We start from the raw sequence: 19,324 nt of genomic DNA, 5'->3' as shown, positions 1-19,324 counted from the left end.
CCCGTTTCGGCGCGTTTCTTGTTATTCGGAGCGGCATAAACCGTTCAATATGGAAAACAGCCGGCAACAGATTCTGTCACGGATTCGGTGGCATCTGCACGAAGCCGTCGGACGCATGCACCCTTCCGTTTCGTTCATCTCCTGCATCGGCATCCTGCTGGCCTACCTCACGGGAATCTACGTGACGGGGCCGCTGCACGAAGCGTCGCGCTGGCTTGGAGCCATGCTGGCCTGCACGTCGGTCGTGGTCGTCCTGCAGTCGCAGAGCTACCGGGACTCACTGCGTGCCGGATGGATCCGGGTCCTCGGGACCCTGCTCGGGGCGCTCATCGCCTACATCTACCTCAAGATCTGGCCCTTCTCGATCGTGGGAATGCTCGGATCGGTCTTCGCGCTGGAGATGCTCTGCATGCTGCTCGGTGTCTACAAAAACGATCGCATCTCCACCATCACGCTGCTGATCATCCTGCTCGTCTCGCAGATGACGCCCCACATCTCCCCGGCGGAAAACTGCCTGCTGCGCTTCTTCGAATCGGTCGTGGGCGTCGGGGTCGGCATCGCGCTGGTCTGGCTGCTCGAACGCTGGAACGCATGGAACAAGCCCCGCGAAACGACCGGCACGCCGCCCGGAGAGACGGTGAATATGGACACGATGCCCCTGCGCCGGGGCCATTTCCGGGTGCTGGCCGTCGCTTCGCTCGGGCAGGTGACCGGAGCGGGGCTGGCCACGCTCGTCGGCATCATCCTGCCGATGATCCAGTTGTTCCGCCATCCCGGACTGACCTCCTTCCAGCAGGGAGCCGTCGCCGCGACCAGCCTCGTGGGCATCATGATCGGGTCGATGCTTTTCGGGGCGTGGAGCGACAAACGGGGCTATCTGTTTTTCTTCCGCTTCTGTCCGGCCCTGATCCTCGCCGCATCGCTGTTCGCCTATTTCAGCGACGACCTTTTCGGACTGGTCGCGGGACTGTTCTTCATGGGGCTGGGCATCGGGGGCGGTTACAGCCTCGATTCGGACTACATCTCCGAGATCATGCCCCGGCGCTGGAAACTGTTGATGGTCGGCGTGGCGAAAGCCGCCTCGTCGCTGGGCAACATCCTGGTGGCGGGCATCTGTTTCTTCCTGCTCCGCGCGTGGAACGACCCGCACGACTGGAACCGCCTGCTGCTGCTCGTCGGGGCCATGGCGGCCGTCATGCTGCTCTGCCGCATCCGTTTCGAACAAAGCCCCGGATGGCTCATCGCCCACGGACGCATCCCCGAGGCCGAAAAAGCCGTGCGCTACTTCCTGGGGCCGGACGTGGAGATCGGTGAAATCCGCAACCGGCCGAAAAAAACGGAGATGCCGAAGGTGGCGTGGAGCGACCTGTTCAAACGCGGACAGATCAAGAAGGTGGTCTTCAGCGGCGTGCCGTGGGCCTGCGAAGGACTGGGTGTCTACGGCATCGGGGTTTTCCTGCCCGTGCTGGTCATGGCCCTGGGGATGGAATCGGGTTCCGAGTCCGCCTTTTCCAAAATCACCGATTCGGTCCGGCTGACCACATACATCAACCTCTTCATCCTGCCCGGATTCGTGCTGGGGCTGGCACTCGTCAACCGCTGGTATCACGTGCGGACCCAAACCTGGGGCTTCATCCTCTGCGCCCTGGGCATGGCCATCCTGCTGGCGGCCTACCAGCTTCACTGGCCGGTCTGGATCGCCGTGGCCGGGTTCATGCTCTTCGAACTGTTCCTCAACGCGGGACCCCACCTGATGACCTTCATCATCCCGCCGCAAATCTACTCCGTCGCCGAGCGCGGGTCGGGGGCGGGACTGGCCGCGGCCTTCGGCAAACTGGGGGCCGTCATGGGAGTCGTCTTCATCCCGATACTGCTCAAATGGGGCGGCGCGGGGCTGGTGCTGGGGGTGACGATCGGCGTCCAGCTGCTCGGCGCGCTGGTCACGGCCGTCGTGGGCCGGGAGGTGCTCCCCGACAAGGGCCGGGCCGTCCGCCCGGAAATCCGCCGCGACTGACCGCTAAAGAAGGCATCCCGCCTCCAGCGCGCGTTTCAGCCGCAGCCCGGCGGGCTGTTCGAGACCGCAGTCTTCGAGCAGCGCCAGATCGCCGAAGATGTGCCGCGTGCTGCCGTCGGCGACGATTCTGCCGTCCTTCATGACGATCGTACGGTCGCAGAGGTCGAGCACCATCTCCATGTCGTGCGTGGCGATGAGCGTCGTGTGGCGGAAGCGGCGGATCAGGTCGATGATCTGCCGCCTGGCCCGGGGATCGAGGTTCGAGGTCGGTTCGTCCATGACGAGGATCGACGGCTCCATCGAAAGGACCGTCGCGATGGCGACACGCTTCTTCTGGCCGCCGGAGAGCTGGAACGGCGACGACTTGCGCAGGTGCAATGCCCCGACGGCGTCGAGCGCCTCCGCCACACGGCGTTCGATTTCATGCGGTTCGAGGCGCATGTTCGACGGACCGAAGGCCACGTCCTCCTCGACAGTGGGCATGAAAAGCTGGTTGTCGGAGTCCTGGAAAACCAGCCCCACCGACTGCCGCACCAGCGGCAGGGTCCTGCGCGTGAGCGTAATCCCGCCCATCACCACTTCGCCCTGCGAAGGCATCAGCAACCCGTCGGTATGCAGCAGCAGGGTCGATTTTCCGGCCCCGTTGGCTCCCACGAGAGCCACCTTCTCTCCGTGCGTAATGCGGAACGACACGCCCCGGAGCGCCTCGTAACCGTTGGGGTAACGATAATGCACGTCGTCGAACAGCAGGTAGTGGTGGCTCATCGGATCAGGGTTGAAAGGGTTTCGACCGGATGGAACAGGCGCAGCAGCAGGAGCGCCGAGCACCATGCGGCGAGAAATACGGTATCGCGCATTTTCCATGCCGGAGATTCAAAAACATCCGCCGGAATTCGCCCCGTAAATCCGCGTGCCAGCATGGCACGGCTGATCAGTTCGGCCCGTTCGAAGGTACGGATCAGCAGCTGCCCGACGAGCGTGCCCCAGACCTTCAGCGGATAGGACCTGCGGCCGAAGCTCCTCGCGTCGCGGGCGCGCCGCATGGCCAGCGCCTCTTCGATCAGCACGTAGAGGTAACGGTAGACGAAGAGCAGCTGCGTGGTGAAGACCGACGGCAGGCCCAGCCGCTGCATGCTCCGGCAGAGACGGTAATAGCCCGTGCTGCCGATGAGGATGAGCAGCGCCTGCACCGACAGCAGGCCGCGCAGGATGATCGACAGGAACGAGACCCAGCCGGCGGTGACGACCACCGTTCCGATGCGGAAGACCGGCTCGCGGTCGTAAAAGAGATTGAAGACGCCGACGAAGGCGACCAGCGGCAGCACGATGAGCGAACGGCGGAAAACCGCTCCGAAGTTCAGCCCGCCCATCGCGGCCGTGACGATCGGGAACACGGCGAACGCCAGCAGTTCCGAAAGCCTCGAAAGGGGCACGGAGAGCATCGTCACCAGAAAGACCACCGTGACAAGGAGTTTGGCGCGGGCATCCAGCGCATGGAGCGGACTCCGCATGCGCGCGGTCCGCTCCATCGCATCCAACTCGCAGAGCACATGCTGCAACCGGTTTTTCATCCCTGCTTCTGTCCGGCGCGGAACAGGCGGGAAGCCCCGAACACGACCAGCAGGATGGCCCCGCAACCCACGATTCCGGCAAACGACGTATTGTAATCGGGCATCACGGCGGTCTTCTCCTGAACCGCGGCCGCCGTGCGGTGCAGTCCGTCGGGTTCGGCTTCCGGCCCGGCCGGGCCGGCCACCTTCGTGATCGACCACTCCAGACCGTCGGGGTCCGACGAGGCGACCCACGAGAACGACCCGCCGATCAGCAGCGCCGCCAGGGCAATGGCCGCCAGGGCCTTGCCGAATTTCCGCTTCCCGGCGGGCTTCCGCCTGCAGACGCCGGACAACAGCTCGGGCTTGTACCGCTGCACGACGTAGATCACCGCCGCCGTGGCCAGTCCCTCGCCGATGCCGATGAACAGGTGGATCGGAAGCATGAACAGCAGGAACTGCCCCATGGGCAGCGCCGTGATGCCCGACGCTTCGGTCTCGACGGTCACAGCCAGCGCCCCCAGCTCCAGCCCGGCCACCGACGCCAGCACCGACGCGGCGAGAATCCGTCCCGGCGAGGCATCGGGTTTCATCAGCGGCTTGAAGATCAGCGGATAGGCCACCAGACAGGAGAACACGGCCATGTTGAGGATATTGGCGCCCAAGGCCATGAACCCGCCGTCGGCGAAGGCCAGGCACTGGATCACCAGCACCGAAGCCAGCGTGATCAGCGCCGCCCACGGTCCCAGTATGGCCGACAGCAGGATGCCCCCGACCAAATGGCCGCTGGACCCCGTGCCCGGAATCGAAAAGTTGATCATCTGGGCGGCGAAGACGAATGCGCCCATGACGCCCATCAGCGGGACGATGCGTTCGCTGTCCCCGTCCGCTTCGCGGCGGTCGTTTTTCGCGTGCTTCACTTTCCAGGCCGCCACCCCCAACAGGGCCAGCGACACGGCTCCCGTGGCGACGAATACCGGCGGGGACACCAGAGCGTCGGACATGTGCATAGGCTGTCGTTTTTAAGGTTATTTACTTCTTGTCGGCCCCCGGCTGCTGCATGGCCAGGTGCTTTTTGTTTTCGGGATTCCAGTTCGAGTGGTCGGGTTTCTCCTCCTCGTCGAACTTGATGAGCGGCAGCAGGAACAGCCACGTGGCGATACAGAACGGCCCCGTCAGGGTGGCGATCCCCACGGGCGCCATCAGCATGTACATGCCCGCCTGGATGAATACGGTGACCAGAATACCCAGAACGGCCCACAGCGCCGAGCGGAAATTCGGCTTGTAGAACACCGTCGCCAGGGCGATGGCCGTCAGCACGGGACTGTATCCGTAGAGACCGTCCGAAATGTCGGACCCCGAAGCTTTCAGGGCGATGACCACCAGCAGCGCCAGCGCCGAACCGATCGCGGCCCACAGCGCCGCCCAGCGGCTGCAAAGGAACAGCCCCACGAGGAAACAGATGCCCGTGACCCAGGAGTTGATCAGGAATACCTGACCGATGCCCTTGAGCCAGTAAACCACGAGATCGACGAAACGGATGCTCTCGAACGACGAGAAGGCCGCCGGAAGGGCCGGATCGGCCATGTGGGTCGTCGGAAGGCCGTGCATGGCGCGCGCCGCCAGCAGGAACATCCACGTACAGAAGACGAACGGGAAGGTGAACGAATTGACCTTCCAGGGCGCCATGACGTTGTTGAAGCCCGCGCGGACCCACGTCGTGAGCGCCGCGCAGAGGACCAGCGCCAGCCACATCCAGACCGTGTTGCCCATGAACGTCGGAAAAGCGCAGCCCACCAGCACGCCGTTGAAGCCCCAAAGCCCCTGCTCGCCGTCTTTGGCTGGAAATCCGAGGAGGTAACCCGTCACCGTCGAGACGATCACGCCCAGCAGAGCGCCCCAGCCTACAAGCCCTTGGCCTTCGATGTAAGCACCCCAGAAAATACCGATCATGAACAGCAGTCCGGTCCACGCGCTGTTCTGAAACATCACCTGCCCCGTGCCGCGCAGCAGGATCTTGACGAAATCCAAGGAACCGCCGGCCCCTCCGGATTGAGCGATTGTATTTGCCATACTTTCAATGTTTAACTATTAACAGGACTCCTACCGCCACGGGAACTCCTCGGGCAAAGGCCTGCCCTTGACTTCCAGCCGGACGGAGGAGCAGAATTCACGGATGAGTTTCTTCACCGGGCCGGTCTCCTCGCCGAGAACCTTGTAGAGCAGCCCCGCGTCGTTGGGCAGGCGCGTAATGCCGGCCGCCAGCCGGCGGTCGCGGTCGATGAAGGCCGGCGTGGCCTCGTAAATCCGGTCGGCGTGCTCCGGAGGCGTCATGACGATCACGTTGGCGAAAACGTCGTAGCCGTTCATCGCGCCCAGCGTACCCGGCGGGCAGGCTCCGGGACGGATGATGAATTTTTCGCGGAACAGCTGCTCCCCGTCGGGACGTTCAGCGTGGGAGCAGACCGAGAGAATGTCGTACTGAAAGGTCTCGCCCCCATCGAAATACTTGCGCCCGCTCATGTAGACCTCCGAATAGAAAAGCGTGGCCGACGGCGCGATCCGGATCGCCGTGTCGGCGATGAACCGGGTGTGACGGCACGGGATGGTCGGCTCGGGCAGGTATTCCAGATAGGCATTCTCTTCGAGTTCGAAAACCTGTTTCAACCCCGAATAGTTGTAGCGCATCTCGGCCAGCTTGGTCGCCGCGCCGGTCGAGATATGGGCATAGGCTCCCTCGCGGACTACGAAATGCTGTTCGTAACGGTCGCCGTCCACATTGGGACCTCCCGAGGAGAGGATGTAGACGCACGGCATCTCGGGCATGCCTTCGTCGAAATAGAGTTCCTGCTGGACGATCAGCGGCGCATGCCGGTCCAGATCGCGCATGATCGACTTGCCGTCGCCGTCGAGTTCGAAACCCAGATAGAGATATCCCGTTTTGCCCGGTGTGCCGACGGGCATCGCCTTCGGCTCCTCAAGGTAGGGACTCATCTCTTTGGCTGCTGCGAAATTCATTGTACGGCGCCGGTTACGGGTTCCGAAACTTCCTGCCGGCTCTTGTCGATATCGAAAAGCGCCATCCGGCGGATCAGGGTCACCAGATCGTCGATCCCCTCGCCCGTCATGCAGTTGGTGAAGACGAACGGCTTGCCGGGGCGCATCAGCTCGGAGTCGTGCCGCATCACCTCCAGATCGGCATGGACGTAGGGCGCCAGGTCGGTCTTGTTGATCACGAGGATGTCGGACTGGGAGATGCCCGGTCCGTCCTTGCGGGGAATCTTGTCCCCGGCGGCCACGTCGATCACGTAGATGAAGAAATCCACGAGCGCCGGGCTGAACGTGAGGGTGAGGTTGTCGCCGCCCGACTCGATCAGCACCACGTCGCCGTCGGGGAAACGGGCCTCCATCTCCTCGACCGCCGCAATGTTCATCGAGGGGTCCTCGCGCACGGCCGTATGGGGACACGCTCCGGTCTCCACGCCGATGATGCGTTCCTCGACCAGCACGCCTTTCAGCATTTTGCGCACATGTTTGGCGTCTTCCGTGGTCACGACGTCGTTGGTGATGACCAGCACTTTGTAACCCATGTCCAGAAGACGCGGGGTGATCGCCTCGATCAGCGCCGTTTTGCCGGAGCCTACGGGGCCGCCGATTCCGATTCTGCAAGTTGTATTGTTGCTCATAATGTGTTCGTTTGTTTTTTAACGGTCAATTCATAAACATGCGTTTGGTCCCTTTCTCGTGGAGCGAGGCCAGGATGTCGATCTGCGGCACGAAGGTGTACATGTCGTCGAAATCCATGTCGCTCGCCTTGGCGTACAGTTCGTCGAGCGATTCGGCGGTCCGGAAAAGAATGCGCTGCGTATCGTAGTGGGAGACGCGCACGCAGCGCAGGGCCGCACTCACGACCATGTTGACCACGCCGTACTGGTGGGAGCAGAAAAGTTCCTTCTCCGGGATGCCGCAGGCGGCGAAGACGATGCCCTGCGCCACGGGGTAGGTTCCCGGGGTGTGTTCGTCGACGATGTCGCCGAGCCACAGCGCGACGGTTTCGTCGGGGAAGATGTGCTTCGAGAGTTCGGCCAGCTTCTTGCCCATGCGCCGGGTCATCAGGCGCGCCTCGGCGTTCATCTTGCAGAGGATCGCCTGCCGGTCGGCATTGAGAATACCCTCGTAATAGCCGAGGTGGTAGCTGCGGAAAGCGTGCAGCGCCGCGACGCCGTCGGTGAAGGCGGCCTGCCGGGCGATGTCCTGCGTATATCGTTCGAGCGTCGCGGCGTCGTGGACCAATCCCTCCTCGGCGGCCGTTTCCAGCCCGTTGGAGAAGGAGAATGTCCCGACCGGAAAGGCCGAATCGGTGAATTCGAGCAGCCGCATGACGGTTGTTGCGTTGTCGGACATGAGGTATCGGTTTAATGCGCGTGCGCGTGTTCGTAATGGTGGTGCACGTCGCTGTCGGGCCCCGTGCCGCCGAACAGGCGCCGGATCTCGTGGGGCGCCAGGTAGGGAATGATCTCCGAACCGGGCTGGAACGACCAGGTCACGTTCTCGATGTGGTGTGTGCGCATCACGCTGTCCATCACCTTCCGGTCGACCGTCAGCGGAACGTAGACCTTCGTTCCCTTGACCACGGCCGGCCAGTGCTGGTTGCCGATGGCGTGTCCCAGCTCCACCGAAATATGGATGATCGTCTCGGGTTTCTCGCGGGCCAGCGCCGAAAGGTCGGCAACGAGCACATCGTTGAGCCGGATGCGGATGGCCACGATCTTACGCTGTTCGGGCAGGTATTCGATCACGTCGCCGTCGAGCATCTGCGAATGGCGTTTCAGTGCCACGGCGTATTCGTTCGCACGGTCGCTGCTGACCACGAAACGGCTTTTCTGGGCCGTCCACTGATCGAGGTCGATATACTCGACTTCGGCGTCCTGCGATTTCTTCACCCATTCGGGGTCGTATAAATTGCCTATGATTTCCGTATATATTTTCATCGGATTCGTTTTTAAGTCGGTTTTAATTTCCGGGAGCACACCCTGCGGCATGCTCCCGGAAAAAAGTCAGGATTACGAGAACCAGAGCAACTGGCTCAAGGGGAATTTCTCGGCCGGTTTGACATAGGCCCGCACATCGTTCACGAGCACGTCGAAGGTCTCGGGGTTGACGTCGATCTTCGGCACGCCGCCGTTGCGCACCATGTCGTATTTGGTGAGCTGGCGCGTGCGGCGCACGGGCTGCACCATGCGTTTCAGGCAGAGCCGGTCCTTGATGCCGTTCTGGAACGCGGCGTTCGAAACGAACGACAGGCAGCTTTCGGGCATCGCCTTGCCGAAACCGCCGTACATCGGACGATAGTAGCACGGCTGCGGTGTCGGGAGCGACGCGTTGGGATCGCCCATGTTCGCCCAGTTGATCAAGCCGCCCTTGATGACCATCTTCGGCTTGGCACCGAAGAACTGCGGCTCCCAGAGCACGAGGTCGGCGCACTTGCCCTTCTCGACCGAACCGAGGTAGTCGGAGACGCCGAACGTGATGGCCGGGTTGATCGTGATCTTGGCGATGTAGCGCAGCACGCGGAAGTTGTCGTTGCCGTCCGAATCCTCGGCGAGCTTGCCGCAGGCATCCTTCATGAACGACGCCATCTGGAACGTACGCATGAACGATTCTCCGATGCGGCCCATGGCCTGCGAGTCGGACGACACCATCGACAGCACGCCCAGGTCGTGGAGCACGTTCTCCGCCGCCTGCGTCTCGGGACGCACGCGGCTCTCGGCGAAGGCCACGTCCGACGGAATCTTCGGATTGAGGTTGTGGCAGACCATGATCATGTCGAACAGCTCGGCCTGGGAGTTGATGCCGAAGGGCAGGGTCGGGTTGGTCGACGAGGGAAGCACGTAAGGCATCGAAGCCACCTTCAGCAGGTCGGGGGCGTGGCCGCCGCCGGCGCCCTCGGTGTGGTAGGTGTGGATCGTGCGGCCGTCCATGGCGGCGATGGTGTCCTCGACATATCCGCTCTCGTTGAGCGTGTCGGTGTGGATGGCCACCTGCACGTCGAAACGGTCGGCGACGCCCAGCGCGGCGCGGATCGCCGCAGGGGTCGAACCCCAGTCCTCGTGGATCTTCAGGCCGCAGGCCCCGGCCACGATCTGCTCTTCGAGCGGCTGGTTCATCGAACAGTTGCCCTTGCCCAGCAGGCCGACGTTGATGGGAAGCCCCTCGACCGCCTCCAGCATGCGCTCGATGTTCCAGCGGCCCGAGGTGATGGTGGTTCCGTTGCTGCCGTCCGTGGGACCGATGCCTCCGCCGAAAACGGTCGTGATGCCGTTGCTCAGACAGGCGTATGCCTGCTGCGGGGAGATCATGTGCACGTGACCGTCGATGCCGGCTGCGGTCAGGATCAGGTGTTCGCCCGAAATGGCGTCGGTGGCGGCACTGGTGACCAGGTCGGGATGCACACCGTGCATGATGTTGGGATTGCCCGACTTGCCGATGCCGGCGATCTTGCCGTTCTTGATGCCCACGTCGGCTTTCACCACGCCCAGCTTGGCGTCGATGACCGTGACGTTGGTGATCACCAGGTCCAGCGAACCCTCCTCCGAAGTCATCGTATTCGCAAGGCCCATACCGTCGCGGAGGGTTTTGCCGCCTCCGTAGACGACTTCGTCGCCGTATTCGCGCAGGTCCTTTTCGATTTCAACGTACAGGTCGGTATCGCCCAGCCGGATTTTATCGCCAACGGTCGGACCGAACAGGTTGTTGTATTCTTGACGTGAAATTGTTGCCATATCCTCTATTTTTTGGTGTTGTTACTCTGTTTCGCAGCGGCAGCGGCATCGCTCTCCGGGATGCTTTTGAAACCTCTCTTCCGGGCTTTGGCCACGGCTTTGATGCGCGCCGGGAAATAGGTGGGGGCATCTTCCTCGCCGGTGTAGCCCATCACCAGGCCGTTGAAGCCGATCACGCGGCGCTTGCCCGAATAGGCGACGACCTCGACCTCCTTCTGGTCGCCCGGCTCGAAACGGACGGCCGTCGTGGCGGGGATGTTCAGGTGGCAGCCGAACGCGGCGTCGCGGTCGAATTCCAGATAACGGTTGACCTCGAAGAAATGGAAATGCGAGCCGACCTGGATGGGCCGGTCGCCGGTGTTGCGTACGACCAGTTTCGCGGTTTTGCGCCCGGTGTTGTACTCGATCGGGTCGCTCATCAGGATTTCCCCTCCGACGATGACGGGTTGTGCAGGTTTGAAGCCCGGTTTATTCGGATAAAGACTCGCCGCCTGGGCCTGATTGTTCGCAGGGGCGGGATTCGTTGTAGTCATAGATTCGCTTGTTTTAAATTACTTAATCGGATGATGGATGCTGACCAGGCGCGAGCCGTCGGTGAATACGGCCTCGACCTGCAGCAGGTCGATCATGTCGGCGACGCCTTCCATGACGTCGTTCTTCGTCAGTACGGCCGCCGCCCCCTTCATAACGTCTTCCACGGTCTTGCCTTCCCGTGCTCCTTCCAAAGCGGTAGATGTGATATAGGCTACGGCTTCGGGATAATTCAGTTTCAGCCCTTTCTTCAGGCGCCTTTCGGCGACCATGCCCAGTGAAAGCAGCATCAACTTGTCAATCTCTTTCGGTGTCAAGTGCATAGTACAAATTTTTATATGGTTAAAATGCGGGGTCCGTCACCGAACGGACCCTGCCGGGTCTCTCCGGAACAACGGAACGCCGATTCTGGTCTCCTCGAAGTCCAAATAGTATGCCAGACTCCCCGGCGGGGCGGGGCACACGGAGGTCCGGCGGGCAATGGCATCAAATTTGTTCCGCCACCCTGACAACATAAAAACACGATCAATATGTTCAAAGCGATGATTATTGCAGGCTTCGGCGGCTTTATCGGCACATGCCTGCGCTTCCTGACCGGAAAACTGGCCCACGTCATAACGGTCTCGGCCTTTCCCTGGGGAACGTTCGCCGTCAACATCATCGGCAGCTTCGTAATCGGCATCTTCTTCGGCCTGGCCGAAAAAACGCACCTCATCTCCCCGTCGATGAACGTCTTTCTGATCACCGGATTCTGCGGCGGTTTCACCACCTTCTCGTCGTTCGCCGACGACATGTACCTGCTCCTGCAACAGAAACACTGGCTCTATTTCGGACTTTACGTCGGGTTGAGCTTCATTCTGGGACTGCTGCTGGTATGGCTGGGCCGCTCGCTGATCAAAACCGCATAGAGACACCCCCGATCCGGCAAAAAACGCCCCGGACTTTCAAGTCCGGAGCGTTTTCTCATGCAATGCCGCTGCGTGTGGACGCCCCGCGGCCGGGGCTTTTTTGTTGACACGCAGAGCGGCAACGGACCGAATATATTCCTATCTTTGTAAACGGCTATCCGACAACCGCTTTTTCAAACCACACAAACATGTACGCCATGAAACCGGAAGACAACCGCAAAGAGTACACCAACGGCGAGATCGTGATCGTCTGGCAGCCGGAACTCTGCACGCACGCAGGCATCTGCGTAAAGATGTTACCCCAGGTTTACAATCCGCGAGAGAGGCCCTGGGTAAAGCCGGAAAACGCAACGACGGCCCGACTCATCGCGCAAATCGAGAAATGCCCTTCGGGAGCGCTCTCCTACCGGATGGCTGAAAAGTAACCGGCCAGGCAGCGCAACAGCCCCGGGAACCGACGGTTCCCGGGGCTGCATCCTAAAAAAAACCGGACGCCTCGCGGCATCCGGTTTCGTGTAGTCCGGCCGTAAATTACTTACGGTAGATCTTCGTGTAGCCGTAGATGGCCTCGTCGCCGAGTTCCTCCTCGATGCGGAGCAGCTGGTTGTACTTGGCCATACGGTCCGAACGCGAAGCCGAACCGGTCTTGATCTGGCCCGAGTTCGTAGCCACGGCGATGTCGGCGATGGTCGAATCCTCGGTCTCGCCCGAACGGTGCGACGTTACCGACGTGTAGCCGGCGCGGTGAGCCATCTCGATGGCGTCGAGCGTCTCGGTCAGCGTACCGATCTGGTTTACCTTGATCAGGATCGAGTTGGCGCAGCCCATTTCGATACCCTTCTTCAGGAAATCCACGTTCGTAACGAACAGGTCGTCGCCCACGAGCTGGCACTTGTCGCCGATCTCGGCGGTCAGCATCTGCCAGCCTTCCCAGTCGTTCTCCGACATACCGTCCTCGATCGAGTCGATGGGGTATTTGGCAACGAGTCCCTTCAGGTACTCCACCTGCTCCTTCGACGTACGCTTGGCGCCCTTCTCGCCCTCGAACTTGGTGTAGTCGTAAACGCCGTCCTTATAGAACTCCGACGAAGCGCAGTCCATGCCGATCGACACGTCGCCGCCCTCGCACTTGCGGCCGGGCTTGTAGCCGGCCATCTTGATGGCCTCGATGATCGACTCGATGGCGTCCTCCGTGCCGTTGAGCGCGGGAGCGAAACCACCCTCGTCGCCTACGGCCGTCGAGAGGTTGCGGTTGTGGAGCACCTTCTTCAGGTTGTGGAACACCTCGGCACCCATGCGGATACCCTCCTTGAACGAAGGAGCGCCCACGGGACGGATCATGAACTCCTGGAATGCGATCGGGGCGTCCGAGTGCGAACCGCCGTTGATGATGTTCATCATCGGAACGGGCAGCGTCTTGGCGTTCGCACCGCCGATATAGCGATAGAGCGGCATGCCGAAATAGTCGGCGGCAGCGCGGGCAACGGCCAGCGACACGCCGAGGATGGCGTTTGCGCCGAGCTTCGACTTGGTGGGGGTTCCGTCGAGGGCGATCATGGCCTTGTCGATGCCCACCTGATCGGCTACGTTCATGCCGATGACGGCCGGAGCGATCACTTCGTTGACGTTCTTCACGGCGTTCAGGACGCCTTTGCCCAGGTAACGGCTCTTGTCGCCGTCGCGAAGCTCCAGTGCCTCGTTCTCGCCGGTCGATGCACCGCTCGGAACGGCTGCACGGCCGAATGCGCCCGATACGGTACGAACTTCGACCTCGATGGTCGGATTGCCTCGCGAGTCGAGGATCTCCCTTGCGTGAATCTCTACAATCTGCATAGTTGTAATAATTTGAATTTTATGGTGTTTGAATACTAACTTCCCAAACGGCACGGCAAAGGTACAAAATAATTGTGAATTGCGATTTGTTTATTGTTATTTTTTTCACGGCTCCGGCACGGGTTTTTCCGATTCTGCGAGAAATATGTTATCTTTACGCCGCGGTTCCGGCACATAACCTGTAAACGACCTTCTATCAATGCGAAAAGTTCTTTCGTTCTCGCTCTTTCTGATGCTGGGCCTCGTCGCCTCGCAGCTGCTCCCCGGCGCACTCGGCACGGCCTATCCGGGCTTCAAGGCGACTGCCGACACCCTGCTCTACGTCTGCCTGGGATTCATCATGATCAACGTCGGACGGGAGTTCGAAATCGACAAGACGCGCTGGCGCTCCTACACCGCCGATTACTTCATCGCCATGGCCACCGCGGCACTGCCATGGCTGCTGATCGTCCTCTACTACATTTTCGTACTGCTGCCCTCCGACCTCTGGGCCGACTCCGGGGCGTGGAAGGAGAACCTGCTGCTGAGCCGGTTCGCAGCCCCCACCTCGGCAGGCATCCTCTTCACGATGCTCGCCGCGCTGCACCTGCAAAAGAGCTGGATCTACCGCAAAATCCAGGTGCTGGCGATCTTCGACGACCTGGACACCATCCTGCTGATGATTCCGCTGCAAATCCTGATGATCGGGCTCAAATGGCAGATGCTGGCCATCGTGGGCGTGGTCGCCGCACTGCTCGCCGCGGGCTGGCGGTGGCAGGCGCGGTGGAACGTCCGGCAGGACTGGAAACGCATTCTGGGGCTTTCTGCGGTGGTCTGCACCCTGACACAGGCGCTCTACATCGTCACCGCACGGTGGTACGGGCCCGAAAACAGCATCCACATCGAGGTGCTGCTCCCCGCCTTCGTGATCGGCATGCTGATGAAGCACAAGGAGATCGACACCCCGACCGAACGCCGCACCGCAACGGGCATCTCGTTCCTGTTCATGCTGCTCGTCGGCATGAGCATGCCGCTCGTGACGGGCGCATCGGCGGCCGGCACGGCTGCGGCCGCCTCGTCGGTAACCGCCTCGCAGCCGATGATGCCGTGGGGCGTGCTGCTGCTGCACGTCGCGGCCGTCTCGGTGCTCTCGAACATCGGGAAACTGGTCCCGGTCTTCTTCTACCGCGACCGGAAATTGAGCGAGCGGCTCGCCCTCTCGATCGGCATGTTCACCCGCGGCGAGGTGGGCGCGGGCGTCATCTTCATCGCCCTGGGATACAACCTCGGCGGCCCGGCGCTGATCATCTCGGTACTGACGCTGGTGCTGAATCTGATCCTCACCGGCGGATTCGTCGTCTGGGTCAGGAAACTGGCGCTTAAAAGCTGCACTCCCGAAGAATAATTTCATCAGCCTCCATGAAAAGATACGCATTCATCCTCCTCGTCCTGCTGTCGGCGGGAACCGCCCGGGCGCAGCGGTACGAGAAAAACATCCTGGGCATCCGTGCCGGCGTCAACGTGTCGACCTACGACATCTCGATCGAAGACGTGCGGATAAATACCGGTTCGCGCGCGGGCTTCCACTTCGCCGTGACGGACCAGATCCTGCTCCACCGCAGTCTGCCCCTCTACCTCGAAACGGGCGTCGGCTTTTCGAGCCGCGGCGGCAGGGCCGCCGCCGAAATCTACGGCGACATCTACAACATGACCATGCGTCCGTTCTACATGCAGGTCCCCCTGCTCGTCAACTACCATTTCCACATCCGGGACCTCCTCACGATCCAGCCTTTCGCGGGCATATACGGCGGCGTGGGCATCCGGGGCGCGATGAAGACCGAACTCCGGAACGAGGATATGTTCAGCGCCCCGGGCTTCCTCTCCCGCATGGATTTCGGCGTACGAGCGGGCGCCGGGTTCGTCATCAGACGCATTTACCTGGGAATAAGCTACGACATCGGCTGCCGCAACCTGTTCCGGGGCGGCGAATTTTTCGGCTACTTGCTCCAGCCCGAAAGCGCCGAAATCCGCAACAACTGCCTGACCGTGAACATCGGCTACAATTTCTGACATTCGGAAGTTACCCAGCTAAAGCACAAGCATTTACAGACAAATCTTTCCATTGTCCGTAAAAAATTTCGGGGGGGGGATTTTTCGGAAAAATTATCCTATATTTGCCACGTATACAACGCTAAACCCATTCATTATGAAAAAAGTATTGCTTATTGTGGCCGCCATCCTGCTGGCGAGTGCCGTTTCGGCGCAAAACTACGAAAAAAACATCCTGGGCGTCCGCGCCGGACTGAACCTGTCGAGCTACTCGATTTCGGCCGGAGGTGCGTCCATCAGCACCGACTCGCGGGCCTCGTTCCACGTCGCCGTGACCGATCAGATCCTGCTCAGCAGCAAGCTGCCCTTCTACCTCGAAACAGGCCTTGCATTCTCCAGCCGCGGGGGCAAGGTCGACGGCGTGAGCTTCCGCCCCTCCTACCTGCAGATCCCCGTGCTGGTGAACTACCACTTCAACATCAAGGACATCGTTACGATCCAGCCCTTCGCAGGTCTTTACTACGGGTTCGGCATCGGCGGCAAAGTGAAAGTCGGCGGCGAGAAGGGCGACATCTTCGGCGACGAAGGCGGGCTGAAACGGTCCGACCTGGGCGTACGTCTGGGCGCCGGCGTCGTCTGGAAACGCATTTACTTCGGGCTGGGTTACGACATCGGCTGCCTGAATCTGATCAAGGAGAGCGACGGCGAGGGCACGATGCGCAACAACTGCTTCACGATCAGCGTCGGATACAATTTCTAATCGGGCCCTGCGCCAATAAAAGAGGGACGCCCTGCACGAGGCGTCCCTTTTCCGTTCCGTATAAACGGTCATTCCCGCAGCAGCACCGACGAATCGCCGTAGCTCAAAAAGCGGAAACCGTGGCCGAGGGCATAGTCGTAAATCCGCCGCCAGCCGTCGCCCACGAAGGCCGAGACTAGCAGCAGCAGGGTCGACTTGGGCTGGTGGAAATTGGTGACGATATTGCGCACGATGCGGAATTCGTACCCCAGCGGCGTGATCATGATCCGCGTCGAGGCTTTCAGGCGGTCAAGTCCGTTCGCGTCCATATAAGCGAGCAGTTCCTCCAGGGCGTCGCGGCCCGTGTAATCCGCCGGAATGCCGTACAGTTCCCACTGCCCGATGACCCGTCCGGCATCGGGCGTCCCGGCCGAGCGGATGCGCCACGCCAGGGCCGTGATCGATTCGAGTGTCCGCACCGAAGTCGTGCCTACGGCCGTGATATGCCCCCACCGCTCCAGCAGGCGGGCCACCGTCGCGCGGCGCACCTCGAAATGCTCGGTGTGCATCGGATGCTTCGCGGCGTCCTCGTCCTTCACGGGCAGGAACGTACCCGCCCCGACGTGGAGCGTCACCTCCTCGAACCCGAATCCGCGGGCTTCCATCGCCCCGATCAGCTCGGGCGTGAAGTGCAGCCCGGCCGTCGGCGCCGCCACCGAGCCTTCGAACTTCGAATAGACGGTCTGGTAGCGCGTGTTGTCGATCTCCTCGCTCTCGCGGTTCAGGTAGGGCGGGATCGGAATCCGCCCGAGGTATTCGAGCAGCTGTCCGAAGGTCATCGGGGCCGTCCACTCGAAACGCACGACGCACTCGCGCCCGTGGTCCTCGACAATCCAGGCCCGGAGCGACTCGGCGCGGCCTTCGCAGTCGAAATCAATCGCGACATGCCCCTCCTTCCACTTCTTGCGGTTGCCCACGATGCACGACCACACGCACGCGCCCGTGACGGCGAACGCCCGCTCGTAGTCGGCAGGATCGCGGGGTTCGAGGCAGAAGACCTCGATGCGCGCCCCGGAGGGTTTGTGCATGATGATCCGCGCCCGGATCACCTTCGTATTGTTGAAAACCAGCAGTTCCCCGGCCGGCAGCACGTCGCCGATGTCGGCGAAACGCTTTTCCGCGATTTCACCGCCGCGCCAGACGAGCAGCTTCGAGGCGCTGCGCTCGGCGAGCGGGAATTTGGCGATCCGCTCGTCCGGAAGGTCGTAATCGAAGCGGTTGATGTCGATATGTCGTTCCATATTTTGCCCGAAATTATGCGGCAAAGTTACTATTTTTTGTAACTTTGCGGCGCTGCAAGGCATTAGAAAAAGGAAAAACCCATGAAAACCGACTTTCTGGTTATCGGTTCCGGCGCCGCGGGCCTTTCGTTCGCGCTGAAAGCCGCAGCCCACGGACACGTTACGATCGTCACCAAGGGCGAGATCGAAGAGTGCAACACCAATTATGCACAAGGCGGCATCTGCTCGGTAACGTACGCCCCCGACACATTCGAGAAACACATCCGCGACACGCTGGTCTGCGGCGCAGGCAAATGCGACGAGAGGGCCGTGGAGCTGGTCGTGCGGCGCGCCCCGGAACTGATCGCCGACCTCATCGCCTGGGGCACGCGCTTCGACAAGACCCCCGACGGACGTTTCGAACTCAACCGCGAAGGCGGCCACTCGGAGCACCGCATCCTCCACCACGAGGACCTCACGGGAGCCGAGATCGAGCGGGCGCTCGTGCAGTCGGTAAGGGAGCATCCGAACATCACGGTTCTCGAACGCCATTTCGCCATCGACCTCGTGACCCAGCACCACCTGGGCGAATTCGTCACCCGCCACACGCGCGGGCTGGCCTGCTTCGGGGCCTACGTCCTGAACCTCGACACCAACGAGATCGAGACCATGCTTTCGAAATTCACCGTCGTCGCCACAGGGGGCTGCGGCAACGTCTACTCCACGACCTCGAACCCCGTGGTCGCCACGGGCGACGGCATCGCCATGTGCCACCGCGCCAAGGCGATGACCGAAAACATGGAGTTCATCCAGTTCCATCCCACGACGCTCTACAACCCCGGCGAGAAGCCTAACTTCCTCATCACCGAGGCCATGCGCGGGTTCGGGGCCATCCTGCGGCTGCCCGGCGGCGAGGAGTTCATGGACAAATACCACCCGATGAAGTCGCTCGCGCCGCGCGACGTGGTGGCCCGCGCCATCTACCGCGAGATGACCAGACGGGGTTCCGACTTCGTCTACCTCGACGTGACGCACAAGGACCCCGAGGCCGTGAAAAGCCACTTCCCGAATATCTACGAAAAGTGCCTTTCGATCGGCATCGACATCACGAAGGACTGGATTCCCGTCACCCCCGCGGCGCACTACTGCTGCGGCGGCGTGAAGGTCGACCTCAACGGCGAAACCTCGATCAAGCGGCTCTACGCGCTGGGCGAGACCTCGTGCACGGGGCTGCACGGCGCCAACCGCCTGGCGTCGAATTCGCTGATCGAAGCGGTGGTCTACGCCGACCAGGCCGCGCGCCACACGGCGTCGCTGCTCGACAGGGCCGATTTCCAGGAGGGCATTCCCGACTGGGATTTCGAGGGGACGCAGCACACCGAGGAGATGCTGATGATCATCCAGTCGAAGCGCGAGATGCAGACGATCATGTCCAACTACGTGGGCATCGTGCGGTCGAATCTCTCGCTCAAGCGCGCCATGCACCGGCTGGAGATCCTCTGGCAGGAGACCGAGGAACTTTACAACAAGACCAAACCCAACCGCGAGTTGTGCGAACTGCGGAACATGATCGCCATCGCCTACCTGGTCATCAAGCAGGGGCGCGAGATCAAGGAGTCCGTGGGCTGCCACTACAACGCCGATTACCCGAAAGAATAA

19 protein-coding genes and 1 pseudogene are annotated in these 19,324 nt (G+C 61.5%); 7 read left to right on the top strand and 13 right to left on the bottom strand.

The genetic code is table 11. The annotated features are described in order from the left end of the window. The first annotated feature begins 49 nt into the window (after positions 1-49). Positions 50-2,014 carry an MFS transporter gene (locus ACGHP5_RS09390; RefSeq protein WP_337757133.1) on the top strand — a complete coding sequence of 655 codons (1,965 nt, stop codon included), beginning with the start codon at positions 50-52 and terminating at the stop codon, positions 2,012-2,014. 3 nt (positions 2,015-2,017) lie between these two features. On the opposite strand, the gene ACGHP5_RS09385 is transcribed toward ACGHP5_RS09390, so the two are convergent. The 11 genes and pseudogenes from ACGHP5_RS09385 to ACGHP5_RS09335 all read right to left on the bottom strand — a co-directional run bounded on the left by ACGHP5_RS09385 (position 2,018) and on the right by ACGHP5_RS09335 (position 11,200). Beyond that, positions 2,018-2,779: an energy-coupling factor ABC transporter ATP-binding protein gene (locus tag ACGHP5_RS09385; RefSeq protein WP_290534029.1), complete on the bottom strand. Its 762-nt coding sequence runs from the start codon at positions 2,777-2,779 to the stop codon at positions 2,018-2,020. Next, positions 2,776-3,585, bottom strand: coding sequence for a cobalt ECF transporter T component CbiQ (gene cbiQ / locus ACGHP5_RS09380; protein ID WP_337757135.1), 810 nt, complete (start codon positions 3,583-3,585; stop codon positions 2,776-2,778). The genes ACGHP5_RS09385 and cbiQ overlap by 4 nt, the downstream gene beginning before the upstream one ends. Continuing rightward, a complete protein-coding gene (locus ACGHP5_RS09375; protein WP_290534027.1) occupies positions 3,582-4,568 on the bottom strand; it encodes an energy-coupling factor ABC transporter permease in 987 nt (328 codons plus the stop codon). Before ACGHP5_RS09375 ends, cbiQ begins: the two co-directional genes overlap by 4 nt. A gap of 28 nt (positions 4,569-4,596) precedes the next feature. Beyond that, positions 4,597-5,637, bottom strand: a complete 1,041-nt coding sequence (gene yut / locus ACGHP5_RS09370; protein WP_295903295.1) for an urea transporter — start codon at positions 5,635-5,637, stop codon at positions 4,597-4,599. Between the two features lie 30 nt (positions 5,638-5,667). Continuing rightward, positions 5,668-6,582, bottom strand: coding sequence for an urease accessory protein UreD (locus ACGHP5_RS09365; protein ID WP_295903298.1), 915 nt, complete (start codon positions 6,580-6,582; stop codon positions 5,668-5,670). Continuing rightward, entirely contained in the window at positions 6,579-7,250 is a 672-nt protein-coding gene (ureG, locus tag ACGHP5_RS09360; RefSeq protein WP_290534024.1) for an urease accessory protein UreG, read from the bottom strand. Before ureG ends, ACGHP5_RS09365 begins: the two co-directional genes overlap by 4 nt. A gap of 25 nt (positions 7,251-7,275) precedes the next feature. Further along, positions 7,276-7,968: an urease accessory protein UreF gene (locus ACGHP5_RS09355; protein WP_290534023.1), complete on the bottom strand. Its 693-nt coding sequence runs from the start codon at positions 7,966-7,968 to the stop codon at positions 7,276-7,278. 11 nt (positions 7,969-7,979) lie between these two features. Next, entirely contained in the window at positions 7,980-8,555 is a 576-nt protein-coding gene (gene ureE, locus ACGHP5_RS09350) for an urease accessory protein UreE (protein ID WP_290534022.1), read from the bottom strand. Between the two features lie 72 nt (positions 8,556-8,627). Beyond that, positions 8,628-10,346 (bottom strand): urease subunit alpha, encoded by a 1,719-nt coding sequence (locus tag ACGHP5_RS09345; protein ID WP_290534021.1) that lies wholly within the window; start codon positions 10,344-10,346, stop codon positions 8,628-8,630. A 146-nt stretch (positions 10,347-10,492) separates the two neighbouring features. Beyond that, positions 10,493-10,786 (bottom strand): annotated as a pseudogene (locus ACGHP5_RS09340) (urease subunit beta); the annotation flags it as partial. A gap of 111 nt (positions 10,787-10,897) precedes the next feature. After that, positions 10,898-11,200 (bottom strand): urease subunit gamma, encoded by a 303-nt coding sequence (locus tag ACGHP5_RS09335; RefSeq protein WP_290534019.1) that lies wholly within the window; start codon positions 11,198-11,200, stop codon positions 10,898-10,900. A 207-nt stretch (positions 11,201-11,407) separates the two neighbouring features. Here ACGHP5_RS09335 and crcB point away from each other — a divergent pair, with 207 nt between their 5' ends. Next, positions 11,408-11,785, top strand: a complete 378-nt coding sequence (crcB, locus tag ACGHP5_RS09330) for a fluoride efflux transporter CrcB (RefSeq protein ID WP_290534018.1) — start codon at positions 11,408-11,410, stop codon at positions 11,783-11,785. A 197-nt stretch (positions 11,786-11,982) separates the two neighbouring features. Beyond that, a complete protein-coding gene (locus tag ACGHP5_RS09325) occupies positions 11,983-12,210 on the top strand; it encodes a (4Fe-4S)-binding protein (RefSeq protein ID WP_290534017.1) in 228 nt (75 codons plus the stop codon). A 106-nt stretch (positions 12,211-12,316) separates the two neighbouring features. Here the strand turns inward: ACGHP5_RS09325 and eno are convergent, their stop codons facing one another. Continuing rightward, complete coding sequence (eno, locus tag ACGHP5_RS09320; protein WP_015547377.1) at positions 12,317-13,618, bottom strand: phosphopyruvate hydratase; 1,302 nt, start codon at positions 13,616-13,618, stop codon at positions 12,317-12,319. 199 nt (positions 13,619-13,817) lie between these two features. On the opposite strand from eno, the gene ACGHP5_RS09315 reads away from it, so the two are divergent. The 3 genes from ACGHP5_RS09315 to ACGHP5_RS09305 all read left to right on the top strand — a co-directional run bounded on the left by ACGHP5_RS09315 (position 13,818) and on the right by ACGHP5_RS09305 (position 16,406). After that, positions 13,818-15,002 (top strand): sodium:proton antiporter, encoded by a 1,185-nt coding sequence (locus ACGHP5_RS09315; RefSeq protein ID WP_390566351.1) that lies wholly within the window; start codon positions 13,818-13,820, stop codon positions 15,000-15,002. Positions 15,003-15,016: 14 nt separating this feature from the next. After that, positions 15,017-15,667 (top strand): porin family protein, encoded by a 651-nt coding sequence (locus tag ACGHP5_RS09310; RefSeq protein ID WP_290534015.1) that lies wholly within the window; start codon positions 15,017-15,019, stop codon positions 15,665-15,667. A 136-nt stretch (positions 15,668-15,803) separates the two neighbouring features. Beyond that, positions 15,804-16,406 carry a porin family protein gene (locus ACGHP5_RS09305; protein ID WP_290534014.1) on the top strand — a complete coding sequence of 201 codons (603 nt, stop codon included), beginning with the start codon at positions 15,804-15,806 and terminating at the stop codon, positions 16,404-16,406. 68 nt (positions 16,407-16,474) lie between these two features. Here ACGHP5_RS09305 and ACGHP5_RS09300 read toward each other — a convergent pair whose 3' ends face one another. Next, entirely contained in the window at positions 16,475-17,686 is a 1,212-nt protein-coding gene (locus tag ACGHP5_RS09300) for an S-adenosylmethionine:tRNA ribosyltransferase-isomerase (RefSeq protein ID WP_295903320.1), read from the bottom strand. 81 nt (positions 17,687-17,767) lie between these two features. Between ACGHP5_RS09300 and nadB the strand changes: the two genes are divergently transcribed. Next, a complete protein-coding gene (nadB, locus tag ACGHP5_RS09295; RefSeq protein WP_390566348.1) occupies positions 17,768-19,324 on the top strand; it encodes an L-aspartate oxidase in 1,557 nt (518 codons plus the stop codon).

Origin of the sequence: Alistipes sp. i18-0019-D1 (genome assembly GCF_042852885.1) — a bacterium.
Taxonomy (GTDB): Bacteria; Bacteroidota; Bacteroidia; order Bacteroidales; family Rikenellaceae; genus Alistipes.
The sequence above is the reverse complement of the archived record's forward strand: the minus strand, read 5'-3'. Positions and strand labels throughout refer to the sequence as shown.